At 67.0% G+C, this 18280-nt stretch carries 15 protein-coding genes; 3 read left to right on the forward strand and 12 right to left on the reverse strand.

All coding sequences use genetic code 11. From position 1 onward, the window contains the following. Positions 1–3: 3 nt before the first annotated feature. The 8 genes from GYH34_RS03910 to GYH34_RS03945 form a co-directional block, all read right to left on the reverse strand. The gene (locus GYH34_RS03910; RefSeq protein WP_244635344.1) at positions 4–1167 is read right to left on the reverse strand and encodes a homoserine O-acetyltransferase; all 1164 of its coding nucleotides are present in this window, start codon (positions 1165–1167) and stop codon (positions 4–6) included. Between the two features lie 127 nt (positions 1168–1294). Then, complete coding sequence (gene bcsN / locus GYH34_RS03915; RefSeq protein ID WP_161912449.1) at positions 1295–2272, reverse strand: cellulose biosynthesis protein BcsN; 978 nt, start codon at positions 2270–2272, stop codon at positions 1295–1297. A 23-nt stretch (positions 2273–2295) separates the two neighbouring features. Then, entirely contained in the window at positions 2296–4389 is a 2094-nt protein-coding gene (locus tag GYH34_RS03920; RefSeq protein WP_161912450.1) for a hypothetical protein, read from the reverse strand. Continuing rightward, the gene (locus GYH34_RS03925) at positions 4374–5516 is read right to left on the reverse strand and encodes a glycosyl hydrolase family 8 (protein WP_244635259.1); all 1143 of its coding nucleotides are present in this window, start codon (positions 5514–5516) and stop codon (positions 4374–4376) included. Before GYH34_RS03925 ends, GYH34_RS03920 begins: the two co-directional genes overlap by 16 nt. Beyond that, positions 5513–8194, reverse strand: a complete 2682-nt coding sequence (locus GYH34_RS03930; protein WP_161912452.1) for a cellulose biosynthesis cyclic di-GMP-binding regulatory protein BcsB — start codon at positions 8192–8194, stop codon at positions 5513–5515. Before GYH34_RS03930 ends, GYH34_RS03925 begins: the two co-directional genes overlap by 4 nt. Positions 8195–8235: 41 nt before the next feature. Next, positions 8236–10524: a UDP-forming cellulose synthase catalytic subunit gene (gene bcsA, locus GYH34_RS03935; protein ID WP_244635260.1), complete on the reverse strand. Its 2289-nt coding sequence runs from the start codon at positions 10522–10524 to the stop codon at positions 8236–8238. A 66-nt stretch (positions 10525–10590) separates the two neighbouring features. Beyond that, a complete protein-coding gene (bcsS, locus tag GYH34_RS03940; RefSeq protein WP_161912454.1) occupies positions 10591–11406 on the reverse strand; it encodes a cellulose biosynthesis protein BcsS in 816 nt (271 codons plus the stop codon). 198 nt (positions 11407–11604) lie between these two features. Beyond that, on the reverse strand, positions 11605–12399 hold the full coding sequence (locus GYH34_RS03945; RefSeq protein WP_161912455.1) for an alpha/beta hydrolase: 795 nt from the start codon (positions 12397–12399) through the stop codon (positions 11605–11607). Between the two features lie 177 nt (positions 12400–12576). On the opposite strand from GYH34_RS03945, the gene GYH34_RS03950 reads away from it, so the two are divergent. Further along, on the forward strand, positions 12577–13794 hold the full coding sequence (locus tag GYH34_RS03950; protein ID WP_161912456.1) for a glycosyltransferase family 4 protein: 1218 nt from the start codon (positions 12577–12579) through the stop codon (positions 13792–13794). Between the two features lie 105 nt (positions 13795–13899). Next, a complete protein-coding gene (lpdA, locus tag GYH34_RS03955; protein WP_161912457.1) occupies positions 13900–15312 on the forward strand; it encodes a dihydrolipoyl dehydrogenase in 1413 nt (470 codons plus the stop codon). A 149-nt stretch (positions 15313–15461) separates the two neighbouring features. Here lpdA and GYH34_RS03960 read toward each other — a convergent pair whose 3' ends face one another. Next, entirely contained in the window at positions 15462–15731 is a 270-nt protein-coding gene (locus GYH34_RS03960; protein WP_036293855.1) for an usg protein, read from the reverse strand. Positions 15732–15937: 206 nt separating this feature from the next. On the opposite strand from GYH34_RS03960, the gene GYH34_RS03965 reads away from it, so the two are divergent. After that, entirely contained in the window at positions 15938–16507 is a 570-nt protein-coding gene (locus tag GYH34_RS03965) for a hypothetical protein (RefSeq protein WP_161912458.1), read from the forward strand. A gap of 21 nt (positions 16508–16528) precedes the next feature. Here the strand turns inward: GYH34_RS03965 and GYH34_RS22155 are convergent, their stop codons facing one another. The 3 genes from GYH34_RS22155 to GYH34_RS03975 all read right to left on the reverse strand — a co-directional run bounded on the left by GYH34_RS22155 (position 16529) and on the right by GYH34_RS03975 (position 18247). Beyond that, complete coding sequence (locus GYH34_RS22155; protein WP_018267130.1) at positions 16529–16663, reverse strand: hypothetical protein; 135 nt, start codon at positions 16661–16663, stop codon at positions 16529–16531. A 212-nt stretch (positions 16664–16875) separates the two neighbouring features. After that, entirely contained in the window at positions 16876–17868 is a 993-nt protein-coding gene (locus tag GYH34_RS03970; protein WP_161912459.1) for a tyrosine recombinase XerC, read from the reverse strand. Positions 17869–17926: 58 nt separating this feature from the next. Next, entirely contained in the window at positions 17927–18247 is a 321-nt protein-coding gene (locus tag GYH34_RS03975; protein ID WP_024878308.1) for a DUF1476 domain-containing protein, read from the reverse strand. Positions 18248–18280: the final 33 nt, after the last annotated feature.

The following is an 18280-nucleotide window of genomic DNA, read 5'->3' on the forward strand; positions in this document are numbered from 1 at the left end:
CGGCTAAGCCTCCTCGGCCCGCGGCAGGCCGCGCGCCGCAGCGGCCGCCTCCAGAAATCCGCGCGTCGTCGCAATGAAATCCGGCTCATAGACGAGAAATGCGTCATGGCCCTTGTCGCTGTCGATCTCGACGAAGGAGACCGAGGCGCCGCCGGCGTTGAGCGCATGCACGATGGCGCGCGAGGCGGAGGTCGGATAGAGCCAATCGGTGTTGAAGGAGACGACGCAAAAGCGCGTCTTCGTGCCCTTGAACGCCTGCGCCAGCGAGCCGCCGTAATCGGCCGCGAGATCGAAATAATCGCAGGCGCGCGTGACATAGAGATAGGAATTGGCGTCGAAGCGATCGACGAAGGCCATGCCCTGGTGACGCAGATAATTCTCGATCTGAAAATCCGCGTCGAAGGAGAAGGTCGGCGCCGCGCGATCCTGCAGCTTGCGGCCGAACTTGCGTTGCAGAGCCGGCTCCGAGAGATAGGTGATATGCGCGGCCATGCGCGCGACGGCGAGGCCCTTCTCCGGCCGCACGCCCTGCTCCAGATAGCGCCCGCCGCGCCAATCGGGATCGGCCATCACCGCCTGCCGGCCGACCTCGTGAAACGCGATATTCTGCGACGAGTGCTTGGGCGCGGTGGCGATCGGCATGGCGGAGAAGACGCGCTCGGGATAGCTCGCCGCCCATTGCAGAACCTGCATGCCGCCCATGGAGCCGCCGGCGACGCAGAAGAGCTGGTCTATCCCGAGATGATCGATCAGCATCGCCTGCGCGCGCACCATGTCGCGAATGGTGACGACCGGAAAATCGAGGCCATAGGCGTGGCCCGTCGTGGGATTGATCGAGGACGGACCCGATGTGCCGAGGCAGCCGCCGACGACATTGGAGCTGACGATGAAATAACGCTCCGTGTCGAAGGGCTTGCCGGGGCCGACCATCACATCCCACCAGCCGGGCTTGCCGGTCAGCGGATGCACATTGGCGGCGTGCTGGTCGCCGGTCAGCGCATGGCACAGCAGAATGGCGTTGGAACGCTGGGCGTTCAGCTCGCCATAGGTCTGATAGGCGATCGTCAAAGGCGCGACGCAGCCGCCCCCATCGGTGAGGAGCGGCCGGTCCAGCGGGAACTCGACGATGCGCCCATTGAGCGGGTCCGAAGAGGACAACGTCTCTATGGCAGGAAGCGCATTGGCCAAATTCTTCTCTCCTGTTCGATATGCCGAACAATTTGTTCGGCAACATCGGCGGCCGAGAGGAGAGTGTCAAGGCCTTGGGCGTCTCCGGCCTGCGCCCTGCGGCCTCTCACCGCGCCGAGGGCTTGGGCGGGCCGGCGAAGGCCTGGGGCGGCAGGCCGGGATCGAAATGGACAGCGGCGGCCCGCGTCTCCGCCGGCTTCTCTATCGGCTTGGCCGGCGCGCTGCGGCGAACCTCGGTCGTCGTCTCCTCATGCCGATGAACAGGCCTGACCTTCGCCTTATGGACCAGCGGCCGCTTGGCCGGGGCGGCGATGCTCGCCACCGTCGCCGGCGCCGCGGGCCGCTCGTTGGCGGCGGGCGGAGGCGCAGGCGTATCGACGCCGCTGCGGGCGGCGTCGACGACGCGCTCCACATTGGCGGCCTCGGTGGCGCGCAGCCGCGAGAACCAGTCGGCGAATTGCTGCTCGGTGACGCCCTTGCGGCAGAGGCGCATGCGGATCGAGGCGGGAATCTCGTCGCCGCGAACGATGGTCGTGGCGGCGGCGTCCGGGCGGGCGACGGCGCGCAGATCATCGACCCATTGCCAGGCGAAGGCGCAGCGCGTCCCTTCCGGCCCCGGCCCCACGGCGAGGCCGAAGGGTCCGAGCTCATTATGCAGCGGCTTGGCGATTATGCGCATGCGCGTCGTCGGAAAGCGCAGCGACAGCTCCTGGCGCACGCCGACCTCGGTGGGCTTGCCCATGGGGATCTCGCCCTCATGGCCGCCCCCGGCCGCCGCCGCGCGAATGTCGATGGTCAGCTCGTTCCAGCCCTTGCCCGTTATGGCGCGGTCGAGCGCGACGCTCTGCCGCCAGCCATTGGCGTAGCGGCGCTCCTCGAGGCCGCCGCGCACGCGCGCCTCGGCCGGCAGCGCCAGAATGGAGGCCGCGCCGCTGCGCGCCTCGACGCCTTGCGCCGGCGGCGGCGCGGCGGTGGCGCCGGTCGGCGTCGGATCGACGGCGAGAATGCCGCGCGTCGGGGAGCAGGCGGAAAGGCCGAGCGCGAGGAGCAGCAACGGTGGCGAATGTCTCGAGAAATGGCTCATGACGAAATCTCCGAAAAACGAATTCAGCGGGTCTGGCTCTGCTTGGACGAGGGCAATGAAAGCACCGCGGCGAGATCGGGCGGCGGCGGCGCGGCGCCATAGCGATTGCGCGGCGCCATGGCGGTGGCGACATGCTCGGCGGCGCTGGCCGTGAGCTGGGTGGCGGCGTCGGCCTTCTGCTGGCCGATCCAGGCCGGATCGGCCTCCTGATTGGCCCATTGCGTGCCGGCGGGCGCGACCTGCTCGGAGGCCGGCGGCCAGCTCGCCAGATCGACGGCGTTCCAGCCGGGCGAGAGGATGAAGCCGTAGCGCTCCGAGGGCATTGGTCCGACGCCGGGCACGCGCCGCGCCACCAGCGGCGCCTTGCCGGCCAGCGGCTCCGTCCGCAGCCCGACCGGAACGGCGGCGGCTGCGACCGGCGCCGGCTGGGCGGAGGCCGAGCGCGCGGCGACCAGCGGCAGCGGCGCGAAGCGCAGCGGATTCTCCGCCGTCACCGCGAGCGGGAATTTGCCGCGCACGGCTTTCAGCACGCGCTCGCGCTGCTGCTCCTGCGCCGCCACCTTAGCGGCGTCCGGCGTCGTCGCCTCCTTCTTCTCGGCCTCGACGCGCAGGCGGTCGCGCTCGGCGGCGAGCGCCGGCCCGGCCGGCCCCGGCACCACATAGCCGGCCATCTTCACCGCCGGCCCATGCGCCTTGGCGGCGATGCGCGAGTCGCAGGGGAAGGGCGGATGATAATAATCATCCGGGAACAGCAGCTCGACGAGCTTGGGGAACAGACCGTCATAGCGGTTGATGAGCTCCAGCGCCTCCTTTTCCTTGCGCAGGCGCTTCAGCGTCAGCACATAGCCGTAGAGCGTCGCCTCCTTCGGGAACCAGGCGACCGCGCGCTCGAACCAGAAACGCGCCACATCGAACTGGCACGAATTATAGGCGTACCAGCCGAGGCCCTGCGCGCCTTCGCCGGAGGCCGATTCGATCGTCACCGCCGCATAGCGGGCGAGGCGCGCCGGCTCGAGATAGGGCGGCGTCTCCTGGGTGAGATCGCGCTCCAACAGATCGAGAAACAGAATTCCATTGTTCACCAGCGGCGCGCGCCAGGCGTAGGAGACCTCCTCCGCCTCGCGGCGCAGATCGAGCGCGCGCAGCGTATGGGCGAGCCCATGCGCGATCATCGCGTCGCCGCCATTCTCGATCGCCGCCTTGAAGGATTCGAGCGCGGTGCGAAAATCGCGGCGCTTGTATCGCAGCCAGGCGACGAGGCCGAGCTGCTGCGGCTCGCGCGTGAATTTGGCGAAATTCTCGAAGCGCTGCAGCTCGTCGGCGGAGATATCGTCCTTGCGCTCGTCGCGCAGCACGGCGACGATGCGCGCGCGGGTGATGTCGATCGCCACTTCGGCGAATTCGTCCTCCGCCCCTTTCGAGCTCTTGCGCGCCTCGATCAGCAGCGTCTCGACATCGCCCATGCGCAGCGTGGCCATCGCCTTCTGCATGGTGGCGAGACGAATATGCTTGTCCTCATTGGAGACGAAGATCGCCTTATAGACCTCGACCGCCTCATTGATCTGACCGGTGCGCGCGAAAGCTTCCGCGATCGTCCATTGCGCCTCCACATCGGCGTTGGCGATGAAGAAGCGGCTGTCGCGCGCGAAGGAGGCGATGTCGAGCCAGCGTCCCTCGCGCCAGAAGGCGAAGATCTGATTGCGCTGCTCCTTCTGCTTGAGCTTTTGAAGGAGATCGTCGGAAGGCCGCCAGCCGGGCATGTCCTTGCGGCGCGCGGCTATGTTCTCGCGCAATTCGTCGAGCTTGTCGCTAGAGAACAGCTCCCACAATCCCGCCTCGTCGACATCGCCGCGACGCGGTCCGTAGAGATCGGCCGGCGGCTCGAAATTGGGATAGAGCCGCCGCAGCCGCGAGAATTCGGCGCGCACGCGCGCGCGCTGATCCAGCGAGGCGTAATAGCGCAACGCGAGATCGTCCGGCTTCTCTGACGCCGCGGCGGCGGGCGCCGGCGCGACGAGAATGGATTGGGGCGCGGCGCCTTGGGCGTGCGCGCGCGGAGCCGCCGCAAAGGAAACGGCGCAGGCCGCGAGGAGAAGGGCTCTCAATTGGCGAGACACGACGAATACCTCATTTGCGCGGCGAGCAGCGCCAGCAGATGCAGAGTGGCGGGGTAATAATCTTCGTCGGCTTTGGGCGCGGCGAAATCGGCGGGCAGCTTGGCGCCGTCCACGACGCAGGCGACGAGCGCGGCGATCGACGCTATGCCGCTGCCGCCGAACTGGCCGACCTCCTTGCCGGACGCGACGTCGACGATCGGCGGCGCCGCCTTGGCGCGCTGCGCCCAGGCGAGGAAGGGCGCGTAATGCGCGCGCTCGCCGACGCCGGCCCAGGCGAGATAGAGCGGAATGCGCACGGCGTTATAGGCGAACTCCGGCGCGAAGCCTTCGGCCGGCCGCGCGCGCCAGCCCTCGAGCGCGATCCAATCGGCGGGCAGAGTCTGCGGCGTCGGCCGCGACGCTTCCAGCAAATCGAGACCCGTCTGGGTGAGCCCGGCCCAATCGACTTCCGGCGCGACGCTGTCGAGCCGCGCCAGGGCCGGGAAGACGTAATAGGAGAGATTGACCACCGGCCCGTCGGAACGATCCGAGGCGTTGAAGCCCGCGACCGCCGGCAGCAGCAGCGCGCCCATTTTGGTCTTGAACAGCACCACCTTGCGCGACAACTCGACGGCGATGCGTCGCGACGCCATGCGAAACGGTAGATCGTCCCAATATTCCGCCGCCTCGGCCAGCGCCCAGGCGATGAGGAGATCGCCGTCCGAGGCGTTGTTCATGTCGCCGACGGCGGGACGACGCTGCGGATCGAAGCGCCAGGCGACGAGCTCGTCATTGCGCACCATGAGATTGGCGCGCGTCCAGCCCCATAGGCGATCGAATGTGGCGCGGTCATTGGCGGCCACCGCGAGCAGCATGGCGTAGCCCTGCCCCTCGCTATGGCTCACCTGGTCGTTGGCCGTGTCGATGACGCGGCCCTGCTCGGCGATGAAGCGCTTCTTGTAAGCGCTCCACGCCTCCGGCGCGCGTAGCGCGCCGCCGAGCTTGATCTTATGCGCGTCGAGCGACAGCGGAACGCCGACAATCGCGGCGATTTCCGCTATGGGCTCGGCGCGCGGCGCGGCCGGCGCGAGCGCGACGGCGAGGCCGAGGGCGGCGAGAACGGGCGCGGCGAGAGACGCAATTCTCATCTCGAGCTCCTTCCGATATTGCGCGTCAGCCACAGAGTGGAAGCGGCGAAGAGCGCGGCGATGAGAATGGAGAGGCCGACATAGACGCCGGGATGCAGCGACATCCAGCCGGCGGCGATGAGCCTCAGATTGCCGAAGGAGAGCGGCCGCGTGACGATGAAGCGCGCGCTGTCGGCCGGAGTCGCCACCATTTTCGCGTCCTTCATGTCCAGCATGGCGAGCTGGCCCTGCACGCGGCGCGACACGCGCGGATCGACGAGACAGGCGGAGGCCTCCGCCAGAGTCGCCGCATTGGGCGCGGTGACGATTGTCCAGACATCCTTGGCCGTGTCGCCGAGGATGGATTGGCTCATCGCCAGCGAGGCCTGCTGCGTGGCGACATGATCGGCCGCCTCCGCCTCGAAGCCCGCGCGCAGCCATTGCGCCGCGTCGGCGACGCGCGCCGCGCTCCACACGCCGGCGACGCGCAGACGCTCCACGACGCCATAGCCCCAGCGGCCCTCGCGGCGCAGATCATCGCGCCAGGCCTCGAGCAGATCCTGCTCGCCCTCGCCGCGCTCCATGCCTCTGCGCACAGAGCCGACGGGCGCGAAATCGACGCGCTCCGGCTCGCCGCCCGGCGCCGGCGCCACGGTCGCGCCGCCCGCTTGCGCTGTGATGGTCTTGTCGAGCATGTTGCGCGGCGCATAGCAGGCCATGGGAAAATTGCGCTGCAGGACAAAACGATTGCGCGCGGCGATCTCGAGCGGCGAGAGCCGCTTCTCCGACGCCTTGCGATGATCGGCGGTCAGATGCGGCCCCCAGGCCTCGCGCAGAGTGTCGGCCGGCATGTCGAGACGTTGCAGCAAAGCAGCGTCGAAGGAGTCGAGCGGCGCCACGGCGAGCGTCGGCCCCTGCCCTTCGCCGGGCGGCGCATCGACGATCTCGAAATCGATCGGCCGACCAGCGGCGACGGCGAAATGCGCGACAATCGTCGCCGCCGCGCCCACCGCATCCGTGTCGAGCGATGGCATGTAGAGCTTGGGCCGCCCCTTGGCGCCGGCATAGGGAAAGCCGCCGGTCGCCGTCACCGCGAGATCGGGCATTCGCGCGATGCGCGCGATCGGCGGCAGCTCGATCTCCGTCTCGTCGAGGAAAAGAAAGCGCTTGGCCGCGCGCATCGACGCCAGCGGATCGCAATCGGCGTCCTGGCGCGTCGGCACATGCGCCTCTATCTCGATGCGATTGAGGCCGGGCTTGAGAAAGCCGAGCGGCAGCGGCAGCGGATTGTCGCGGAAGACATCGCCCGCGGCCTTCAAAAGATTGAGGCTCACCGCCGTGCGCTCGTCCACCTTGACGACGATCTGCGCATTGGAGTCGAGCCCCGCCGCATAGCCGCCGGCCAGACGCAGCAGCGCATTGCCGTAATCGGCCGCATAGAAATCCGGCGGCATGACGATGTTGAATGCGGCGCGATAGAGATGGCCGGTGAACTCCTCGCTGGCGACGCCGAGATCGCGCAGCTTCACCTTGCGCCCGCCGTCGAGCCGATAGCCCGGGAAGGCGGCCGAGGCGCGCAAGCCTTGCGGCGAACCCTTGGGCGCGGGCGAGACAGAGAGACGGCGAATCGCCTCATCCACTTGCGCCGATGTCGCGCCGGTCACGACGATGCTGACGCGGCGGCCGGGCGCGGCCGGCAGCACGAAAGCGCGCGGCTCGTCTATGGGGCCGACGCGCGAGAGATCGACGCGGCCGACCAGCTCCGACGCGGGGCCGACGAAGAGATTGACGCCGTAACGTCCGCTCGCCGCAGGGCCGGCGTCGACGACCGGCTGCTCGAAACGCCCGGCGAGCGAGATCGCTTGCGCCGCGCGCAGCATGCGCTCGATCTCGAAAGATTTGGCGTTGACGCCGAGCACGGCGCGGATCGGCAGCGCGCCCTGCTCGTCCGGCGGCAGCGCGCCGAGATCGGAAATGCTGGTGACGCCGGCGTCGTCCTCCGGCAGCACCAGGCCGGTCTCTGTCGGATCGATCTGCGTCCACAATTCGTATGTGGCCTCGAGCGAGCAATCGACGCGATGACGCTGGCTCGTCGCGATGCGAACAGAGTTGAAGCCCGGCCGCATCACGCCCGGCGGAATGTCGAAGACGATGGTCTCCACCTCCTGCACCGCGCGAATCTGCGTGTCGCCGATCGTCTGATCATTGATGGTCAGAGTGAGCGCGGAGGCCTCCGGCATCACCGAAACGGCTGCGAGATAGCCGATGCGAAATTGCAGCCGGCGCGACGCCTGCGCCTCGGTGACATAGATCGGCCATTCCGAGGAGCCGATCTCGCCGGCGAGGCGATAGCCCTGAATATTATTGGTGAGATGCCGCAGCATGGCGCCGGCGACGGCGGGCCGCGATGCGACGGGCGCGACGGCCGCAGGCTGCGGCGCCGGCGCCGGCGCCGTCTGCGTCGAGGCACGCGTCGATGCGACGGGCGGCTCCACCGCGGCGATGCGGGAAGTCTCGCGCGCGGCGAAGCGCGCGGGCATGATCGGCTGGAGGCCGGAAATCGCCGGCCTCGGCCTGTCGACTTTCAGATGAAACAGCTGCTCTTGCGGCGCTGTCGTGAAGATCGCCTGGGCGCCCACCGCGATCGGCGTCAGCGCCGTCGTGGTCGCGAGCAGAAGGGCGAGGACTCGGAACTGCATCTTGGCACTCATTTTTGCGAGAATGTTTTTGATGGAATGGATCAGGCGTTTTCATTCTTCGAAGACGGCGCGCGCTCCGCGGCTCGCGGCGCTTTGGCTTCCGCCGGCGGACGCAGGCGCGGCTGGCGCCGGCCGAGGAGATTGGAGAGATCGGCGAAGGGCGGCGGCTCGCGCAGCGCGGCCTCGCTGGCGCGGGGGCGCAGATAGGCGAAGGCGCGCAGCGGCTCGATAACGCCCCACCAGAGAAACTGCACCGTGCCGGCGATAATGCCCTTATGCTTGCGACGCGCGGCCTGGAAGCGCTCGAGCGCTGTCGCGTCGCCATACATCAGATCGGCGAGCGCGAGATGATCCTGCGGCTGCGACAGCGCGAAGGCGATGTGGCGGCGTCCGTCTGGCGCGACGCCGACGATGCGCGCGGCAAGGCTCGGACGACGCGCGGCGTCGGCGATGGAGTCGATATAGAGACGCCCATCCGTCTCCTTCGCCGCGGCGAGCGCCTTGGCGTCGGACTCGGTTGCCGCGCGCAGGCGGCAGCCGCCGGCGGAGACCTCCTCTATGGCGACGCGGACATGCTCCTCGCCGAGCACGAGCGCGCCACGCCGCTCCACCGGAAGACGTGGATGCGTCTCACGGCGACGACGTTCCGCCACCGCGCCGAGCGCGACGCCGGCGGTGACGAGATTGAACATGTTCCACAGGCCGACGAAGAACATCAGCTGACGCACGCCGGGCTCGGCCACGCAGCGATAGACGGCGACGCCGGCGCCGAGCGCGAGCAATCCATAGATGGCGAAGAAGGGCCAGGCGAGCTCGCTGAGACGATCCTGCGTCGGCGCGGCGCCTTTGGCGGTCACGTTGAAAGAAGGGCTGCGCGGCCGCAGAAAGACCGAGACGATCGCCTTGGACAAGAACACGCCCTGGCAATATTCATACAGCTCCGACACCCAGGGCCAGCGCACCTTGCCGAAGAGATAATTCTGCAGCATCGCGTTCACCACGACATAGGTCGCGGTATAGGCGATCGCCTCTTCTATGTTGGAGACGAAAATCTTCACATCGAAGAGAATGAAGGCGAGCGGCGCCAGCATGAAGACGAGGCGCGGGAAGGGAAAGAACCAGAAGCTCATGCTCGACAGATAGCCGAGCCGCTGCAGCGGCTCGAGGCCGCGCTTCAGCAGCGGATTGCGCAGCAGGAAGATTTGCAGCATGCCCTGGCACCAGCGCACGCGCTGGCCGATGAAGGAGGCGAAAGTGTCGGGCTGCAATCCGGCGACGAGCGGCTTGTCGACATAGACGCTGGTCCAGCCTTGCGCATGCAGCTCCAGCGCGGTCTCGCAATCTTCCGTGACGGAGACGCCGGAGAAGCCGCCGGCCTCGTCCAGCGCGGCGCGCCGCAGCAGCGCCGCAGAGCCGCAGAAGAAGGCCGCATTCCATTTGTCCAATCCGCGCTGCGTGACGCCATAGAACATCTCGTTCTCGGACGGCATGCGGCGGAAGGTGCGCAGATTCTGCTCGATCGGATCGGGATTGAGGAAAACATGCGGCGTCTGCACCAGGAAGAGCCGATCATCCTCGAAGAAATAGCCGATCGTCTCGCGCAGAAAGGAGCGGAACGGCGCATGATCGGCGTCGAGCACGACGACGATGTCGCCATCGACATGCTCCAGCGCCGCATTGAGATTGCCGGCCTTGGCGTGCTCATTGCGCTCGCGCGTCAGATAATAGCAGCCGAGCGCAGCGCAGAGCTCCTGCAGAGCGGCGCGGCGGGCGCGGGCGCGCTCCGCGATCGCAGGATCGGGATGCGCGCATTTTTGATCCGTGCCGCCGTCGTCGAGCAGATACACATTCAGCCGATCCGCGGGATAATCCATGGATTTCGCCGCGGCGAGAGTCGTCGCGAGTATCGAGGCGTCCTCGTCATAGCTCGGCGCCAGCACATCGATGGTCGGCAGAGCCTCGTCCTCTATCTGCGGCGCCGGCTCGCGCTTCAGCGGCTCGGCGTTGACGACGAGTGTGAGAAGCAGCATCGCCACGCAATAGAGCTCGGCGGCGAGCAATATGGAGCCGCAGGTGAGTCCGACCGGATCGGACAGCGGCGGCAGAGTGGAGGTGATGCGCCAATAGACATAGCGCAGCACCACGAAGAGCGCGAGCGCGATGAACAGCTGGCGCGCTTCCGCGCCGCGCGAGAACTTCCACAAAAGGGCGAGGAGGAAGATGACCGAAACGCTGGTCGCCAGCTGCGCCTGCACGCTCACCGGCTGTGTGGCGAGCGCGACGGCGACGCCGCCGAGAAGGAGAAAGGAGAGAAAACGCAAGAGAGACATGGCGACGCCCATGAGCAAAGACGAACAATGAAACGGAGGCGGAGAGAAAAGTCTGCGGCGGTAGATTTAGAAAGCGATATGCGTGTCGAGAATTCCATAGGCGCCGCTGCCGCGCACGCGATCGCGCAAATAGCCGCTGGAGAGGCCGATCTGCAGCGCGCCGAATTTCAGCCCGGTGAGATGCGCGCCGGCGCGCCATTGCGAGAAATAATCATCGCCGAGCGCCAGCGCCTCCGGGCCGACATAGACATAATCGGCGAGCTCCACGCCGAACTTCAGCCGCGTGTAATAGGAATTATGCACGGTGGAATAATAGGCGATGAGCGCGATCATGGTGGAGTCGGTCGGCCGCGCGAAAGCCTCGACGCCGACCTTGGCGCCGGCGGAGACGCCGCGCACCTGATTGCCCGGATCGAAGGGCGACAGGCTGTGATTCATCACATCCGGGCCGACATAAAGAGCGACGCCGCCTTGATTGGTGACGACCTCATAGCCGACCATGAAGGAGCCGTCCTCCAGCGTTCCATGCACGCGGCCATAGCCGGTATTGCTCGGAATGAAAGCGGCGCCGACAGGGACGTAGACGGGAAGATCGCTGGCGTCATAAGCGTATTTGCCGATGACGGTGGAAACGCGAATGCGCGGTCCGCTCTCCGCCAGCGAGCCGAAGGGCGCGATCTTGCCGATCGCGGCGCCGGCGATGGAGCTGCGCGACGTGCCGTCGACAGAAAGATCGATGGAGACCGTCGGCTGAGGCGTTGCGGGAGGCGGCGGCGCCGACGCCTCCGGCGTGGGGGCGCCCGTATACCAATCGGCGGCGCGCGCCGTCGACCAAATCGCCGCGAAGAACACCAGCGGCAAAGCTGTTCTCGAGAGCATCATGACTCTTCATTCCCAGGCCCGATCGGGCGACGCGCGCGGGAATGTCCGCGAACATTCGCGTCTCTCGATCAAGAGCGCCTGACATGGCGCCTTCCTTAAGAATGGAGGTTAATGGGACAATGTTTATTGAATGCTTTCGCGCTTCGCAAAGAAGCCGTTATGCCTAATGCGCGGTACTGCTCAGCTCACGCGCCTTTGTCAGAGCGCCTCTATCGTGGCTGTGAGATGCGCGAGATCCTCGCTGCGCGAGAGACGATGATCGCCTTCCATCACCAGGGTCAGCACGACAGGATCAAAGGCGAGACATTCCATCAGCCGCAACGCATGACGATAGGGCACATCCTCGTCGCGCATTCCCTGCATTATGTGCACGGGCGCATTCACGCGAATGACGTCCTCGAGCATGAGATGCGCGCGACCTTCCTCGATGAGCCGGCGCGTGATCGGCGTCGGCTCCGGCGAATAGGGCGAGGGACGCATCCATGCGCCGTCTTCCATAATCGCGCGGCGAATAGTGTCGTCGGCGTTCTTCCAGATGAGCTCCTCGGTGAAATCGGCGGCGGGCGCGATCAGCACGAGAGCGTGCGGACGACGGCCTTGCTCGGCGAGACGACGCGCCATCAGCAGAGCGAGCCAGCCGCCCATCGAGCTGCCGACGAGAATTTGCGGGCCGCGCGCCGAAGCCTCGAAAACGGCGAGGCTCTGCGCCAGCCAATCGCCGATCGTTCCATCCTCGAAGCGGCCGCTCGATTCGCCATGACCGGAATAATCGAAGCGCAGAAAGGCGCGTCCCTCGCGCTCCGCCCAGGCGTCGAGATGCGTCGCCTTGGAGCCCTGCATGTCGGATTTGAAGCCGCCCAGCAGCATCACGCCGGGACGCTCCGCCCCCGCCCCACGCGCGGCGCGAAAGCGCCGGGCGATGCGCCAGGGCTCCCGCCCCGCGAGGGAAAGATCGACGAAGCTCAGCCCCTCCTCGACGCCGTCCACAGCCACCGTCTCCCCGCCGCGCGGGCGCGCCGGCCCGCAAATTAAAGGAATTTCATCGCTTGCTCAGTAACATGGTCCGATCCTGGGACCAAAGGGGCCATATTGCCGGCCCATTTCTAGGGCGAAGAGAGCCCCCGCCTCTCGACCAAGACGACGATCTCGTTTACTGGGCAGCTAGGCTCCATGCTAGAGAATTTCCACGCCTTCCCCTCGACCAGCCGACCCCTCGCCGGTCGCGCCATTTTGCAGATCGTGCCCGCTCTCCAATCGGGCGGCGCCGAACGCACGACGATCGACATCGCCGAGGCGCTGCATATGGCCGGCGCGCGATCGCTCGTCGCCTCGGAGGGCGGCCGCATGGTCAGCGAGCTGCAGGCCAAGGGCGGCGTATGGCTGCCCTTTCCCGCCGCGACGAAAAATCCGCTCGCCATGGCGCTGAACGCCTACCGCCTCGCCCGCATTCTGCGCGAGGAGAACGTCGATATCGTGCATGCGCGCTCGCGGGCCTGCGCCTGGGTCGCGCATCACGCCGCGCGGCGGGCGGGCGCGCGCTTCGTCACCACCTATCACAGCATCTATGGCGGCGCCTCCGCCATCAAGCAGCGCTATAATTCCATCATGGCGGCGGGCGATCTCGTCATCGCCAACTCGCGCTTCACCGCCTGTCATATCGCCGAGCTCTATCCGCAGGCGACGCAGCGCATCGTCGTCATCGCGCGCGGTCTCGATCTGCGCGCCTTCTCGCCTTTCGCCGTCGAGCCCGCGCGCGTCGAGCGCGTGCGCTCCTCCTGGGGCGTGGCGCGTCACGAGCGCGTCGTGCTGCTGCCGGCGCGGCTCTCGGCGCGCAAGGGCCATGGGACGCTGATCGAGGCGGCGAAGCTGCTCGTCGCCGAGGGTTTTTCGGATGTGCGTTTCATTCTGGCGGGAGACGCGCCGAGCGCCGCTTTCCGCGCCGAGCTGGAGGCGCATATCGCGCGCGCCGGTCTCGTCGGAATCATGCGCGCGACCGGCTATTGCGCCGATATGCCGGCCGCCTATCTCGCCGCCGCGGTCGCCGTCGCGCCCTCGACGACGCCGGAGGCCTTCGGCCGCGTCGCCGTGGAGGCGCAAGCGATGGGCGCGCCGATCGTCGTCTCGGATATAGGCGCGGCGGTCGAAACCGTGCTCGCCCCGCCGCAGGTGGACGCGGCCGATTCCACCGGCTGGCGCGCGCCTCCGGGCGACGCCCCCGCGCTGGCGCGTGCGATTCGCGAGGCGCTGGAGCTGCGCCCCTCGGCCCGCGAGGCGCTGACGGCGCGCGCGCGGCTCCATGCGCAGACGCATTTTTCCGTGGAGCGCATGTGCGCCGCGACGCTGGACGCCTATGAGCGGCTGCTGGCGCCGCAATCGGCGGGCGCATGACGCGCTCGCGGAAGAAATGGTTCGACCTCACCCCTGCGAAGCGGATATTCTCTTTGCATAAAAGCTATCTAGCGATCGATCGCAGCGCGACAAAGGAGTTGGCGGATGGCATATGATCTCATCGTCATCGGCACGGGGCCGGGCGGCTATGTCTGCGCGATTCGCGCGGCGCAGCTCGGCCTCAAGACCGCCGTCGTCGAGAAGCGCGCGACCCATGGCGGCACTTGCGGCAATGTCGGCTGCATCCCCTCCAAGGCGCTGCTGCACGCCTCTCACATGTTCGAGGAGGCGGGCCACGGCCTTTCCGATCTCGGCGTGATCGTCGAGCCGCCGCGGCTCGATCTCGAGAAAATGATGAAGCACAAGGCCGACACGGTGGCGGCCAATGTCGGCGGCGTCGCCTTTCTGTTCAAGAAGAACAAGATCGATTCCTACCATGGCGCCGGCCGCATTCTCGGCGCGGGCCGCGTCGAGGTGACGGGCGAGAATGGCGCGACGCAAATTCTCGAATCGCAATATATCGTCATAGCGACCGGCTCCGCCGTGGCGCCGCTGCGCGATGTCGACGGCAAGGAGATCGCCTTCGACGAGAAGACGATCCTCTCCTCCACCGGGGCGCTCGAGCTCGAATCGGTTCCGCGGCATCTCGTCGTCGTCGGCGCGGGCGTCATCGGCCTCGAGCTCGGCTCGGTCTGGCGGCGGCTCGGCGCGCAGGTGACGGTGATCGAATATCTCGACCGCATCTTGCCGGGCGCCGACGCCGAGGTCGCGACCCGCTTCCAGAAAATTCTGGAGAAGCAGGGCTTTTCCTTCCATCTCGCCGCCAAGGTCACCAAGATCGACAAGACGCCGGAGGGCGTCTCGGTCTCCTACGCCTCCACCAAGGGCGGCGGCGGCACGCCGATAACGGCCAACGCCGTGCTGATCGCCACCGGGCGCATTCCCTATACGGTGGGCCTCGGCCTCGAGGAGACCGGCGTCGCCACCGAGCGCGGACGCGTCGTCATCGACGAGCATTTCCGCACCAATGTGCCGGGCATTTTCGCGATTGGCGATGTGGTGCGCGGCGCCATGCTCGCCCATAAGGCGGAGGAGGAGGGCGTCGCCGTGGCGGAAATCCTCGCCGGCCAGGCGGGGCATGTGAATTACGGGGTGATTCCGTCTGTGGTCTATACGATGCCGGAGGTCGCCTGGGTGGGGCTGACCGAGGAAGAGGCGAAATCGGCGGGGATCGCCTATAATGTCGGCAAATTCCCTTTCTCCGCCAATGGCCGCGCGCGCGCCAATCGGCAGACGGAGGGATTCGTCAAAGTGCTGGCGGAGGCCGCCACCGATCGCGTGATCGGCGTGCATATTCTCGGCTCGGACGCCGGCGAGCTGATCGCCGAAGGCGGCGTGCTGATGGAATTCTCCGGCGCGGCGGAAGATCTCGCCCGCACCTGCCACGCGCATCCGACGCTGTCGGAGGCGATCAAGGAAGCGGCGCTCGGCGTCGCCAAGCGCTCGATCCATATGTGACAGGCTCGCAATTCCAGCCCCCTCGTCCTGAGGCGCTTTTTGCCGAACGCAAAAAGCCTCGAAGGACGCTCCAGGAGACGGGGCGAGGCCGCCGTTCGAGGCGCCCGCTGAGCGGGCTCCTCAGGGCGAGAGGGCCGGCCTCGAAGCCCTCAGTGCAGACGGAACTCCTTGTCCACCAAGGAGATTTCCGCCGGGCGAATGAGCCCGCTATGCGCCACTTGCACCGAGTGGAGCCGCCCGTCGAGGCTCCTCTGCCAAAAATCCAGAAACTTCCGCAATTGCGGAAATTCGGGCTGCAGATCGTAGTCCTGCCAGATGTAGGACTGCATGATCGCGGGGTGATCGGGCAGACGGTAGAAAATATTGGCCGTGGTCAGCCCATAGCCTTCGAGCATTCGGCGAAATTCGCGCGACGCCATGAGACGCCTCCTCTTCGATCGCGTGAGAACGATAGGTTCGACTGCGATCATCATGCAAGGCGAATGCCGAATAATCATTTAAAAACAAATCGCTAGCAGCAGGCGTGAGCGAGTGCTGATGGCGCCCCGTGACAATCGGGCGACGAATGGCCATGTTGAGACGACGCGCCGGACGGCCTCGGCGTCCGAAAGGGAGAAGACCGACGATGGAATCCGTCAAGCATCGCCTCACGCGCGCATTCTGGTTCGCCCTCGCTGTCCTCTTCCTCATCGAGAGCTGGCTGTGGGACCATGTGAAGCTGTGGCTGCTGCGCCTCGCCGCCGCGCTGGGCGTGAAGGAGCTGGAGGCGCGGCTGCGCGGCTTCATCGCCGGCCTCACGCCCATTGCGACGCTGGCCGTCTTCGCCCTGCCGGCGATCACGATCCTGCCGTTGAAGCTGCTGGCGGTGGCGGCCATCGCCCATGGGCATGTGCTCACGGGGCTGGCGGTGATCCTCGCCGCCAAGACGCTGGCGCTCGGCGTCACTTCTTTCCTCTTCGACGCCAGCCGCGAGAAGCTGCTGCAGCTCGCCTGGTTCGCGCGCGTCTATGATCTGACGCTGCGCGTCAGCCGCTGGGCGCATGAGCGGGTCGAGCCGTTCAAGCAGAAGATTCGGGAGGCGAAGGATTATCTGAAGGCGCAGATCGCCCGCATTCTGGGCGAGGAGGGCCGCTCGCTGTTCTTGCGCAAGCTGGCCCTGCTGCGCGCCCGCGTCCGCCGCCGCGACGCGGCGTGACGGAAAGCTCGGCTCCGCCGCTCAGCGGCAGAGCGCATAGCCGAGACAGGCGTCGGCCGAAGCCGCCTGTCCAGAGGTGACGATAATCCACACGCCATAGGCGAAAGCCATGACGAGAACCACTCCGAGCAGCGACAGTCTCGGCGTCTGACCCATTTTCCCCTCCCACCGATCGCCGGCGCCCGTCCCCACGGGACGCCGTCAACCTGCCGGAGCCAGAAAATCGCGTGCGTGCGCGAGAGCACGAAACGAAAAACCGGCAGGTTCGCTAGGAAGGAAGGGCGGAGCCGGAAAAAGGCGAGACCTCGCCGAGATTCAAAATTTCGGCGAGGAAGCGCTTGACGAGATCGTTCGAAATGTAAGCGAAATCAATTCGATTTCGAATGATCGCGGCCACGGGGATGGGCCGAGCGCCAGGCGTCCAAAAGCCGGTTCTTGTCGACGGCGGCGTAGATCTGCGTCGTCGAGAGCGAGGCGTGGCCGAGCAACTCCTGAATGCTGCGCAGATCGCCGCCGCGGCCGAGCAGATGCGTCGCGAAGGAATGGCGCAGCGCATGGGGCGTGGCGCTCGCGGGCAGGCCCAGCGCGCCGCGCATGCGCTCCACGGCGAGCTGCAATATGCGCGGCGAGAGCGGCCCGCCGCGCGCGCCGACGAAGAGCGGCCCGCCGGCGAGCTGATAGGGGCAGAGCGAGATATATTCCTCTATCGCGCGCCGGACGGGCTCGATGACCGGGACGACGCGCGTCTTGCCGCCCTTGCCGGTTATCGCGATGCGATCCACCGCGCCGATGGGCGCGCCGTCGCGCTCGATCGACAGCGCCTCGGAAATGCGCAAGCCCGCGCCATAGAGCAGCGCCAGAGCGGCGGCGTCGCGAGCGAGAACCCAAGGCTCGCGCGCCTCCCCGGCGCGGGTCTCGGCGCGAGTGAGATCGCGCGCGTCGGCGACGCTCAGCGCCTTGGGCAGGCTGTGCGGCTTTTTGGGCGCGTGGACGGCGCCGAAGACATCGGTCTTGGCGAGGCCCTTTTTCTCGAGAAAGCGCATGAGCGAGCGCACCGCCGCCAGCGCGCGCAGCAGCGAGCGATTCTCCAGCCCCTCGGTCCGCCGCCGCGCCATGAAGGCGCGTATGTCGGCCGGAGCGAGCGCGCTCAAAATGGCGGCGTCGGCCGGCGCGCCCTTGTGCTCGGCGAGAAAGGCGAGGAAAAACCGCGCGTCCCGCGCATAGGCGTCGAGCGTGTGGCGGGAGGCGCGCCTTTCCCCGGCGAGATGCTCCAGCCAGGCGAGCGCCTCCGCGACGATATCGGGCGCCGCCAGAAAGGCGGCGCCCGATCTTTTGGTTGCGGCTCTTGGGGAATCGCGCATGGGATAAGTGGTGGCCCGCGCGGATAAAGGAAGGGTAAAGCGCGCCCGCTTCTCGCGCTCAGCCCTGCTTCAGCTCGAGCCGCGCCGTCTCCAGCAATTCGTCGAGGGTGCGGCGAAGCTGATGGTCGGACTGCTCCACGCCCGCCGCCGCGAAATCCGCCTTCACTGTGGAAAACACCTGCTCATCGGCATTGGCGGAAGCCTCGGCGACCACCAGGGCCTCGGCGTAGGCCTCCGCCTCCGGCCCTGATTTGCCGAGCTTTTCCGCCGCCCAAAGGCCGAAAAGCCTATTGCGCCGAGCCTCGGCGCGGAACTGAAGCTCCTGCTCATGGACATAGCGTTTTTCGAAAGTCTCTTCCCGGTTGTCGAATATGCTCATGACGACCCTCGGATGTTTCCTTCGTCCAGCGCT

Origin of the sequence: Methylosinus sp. C49 (assembly GCF_009936375.1) — a bacterium.
Classification (GTDB): Bacteria; Pseudomonadota; Alphaproteobacteria; order Rhizobiales; family Beijerinckiaceae; genus Methylosinus.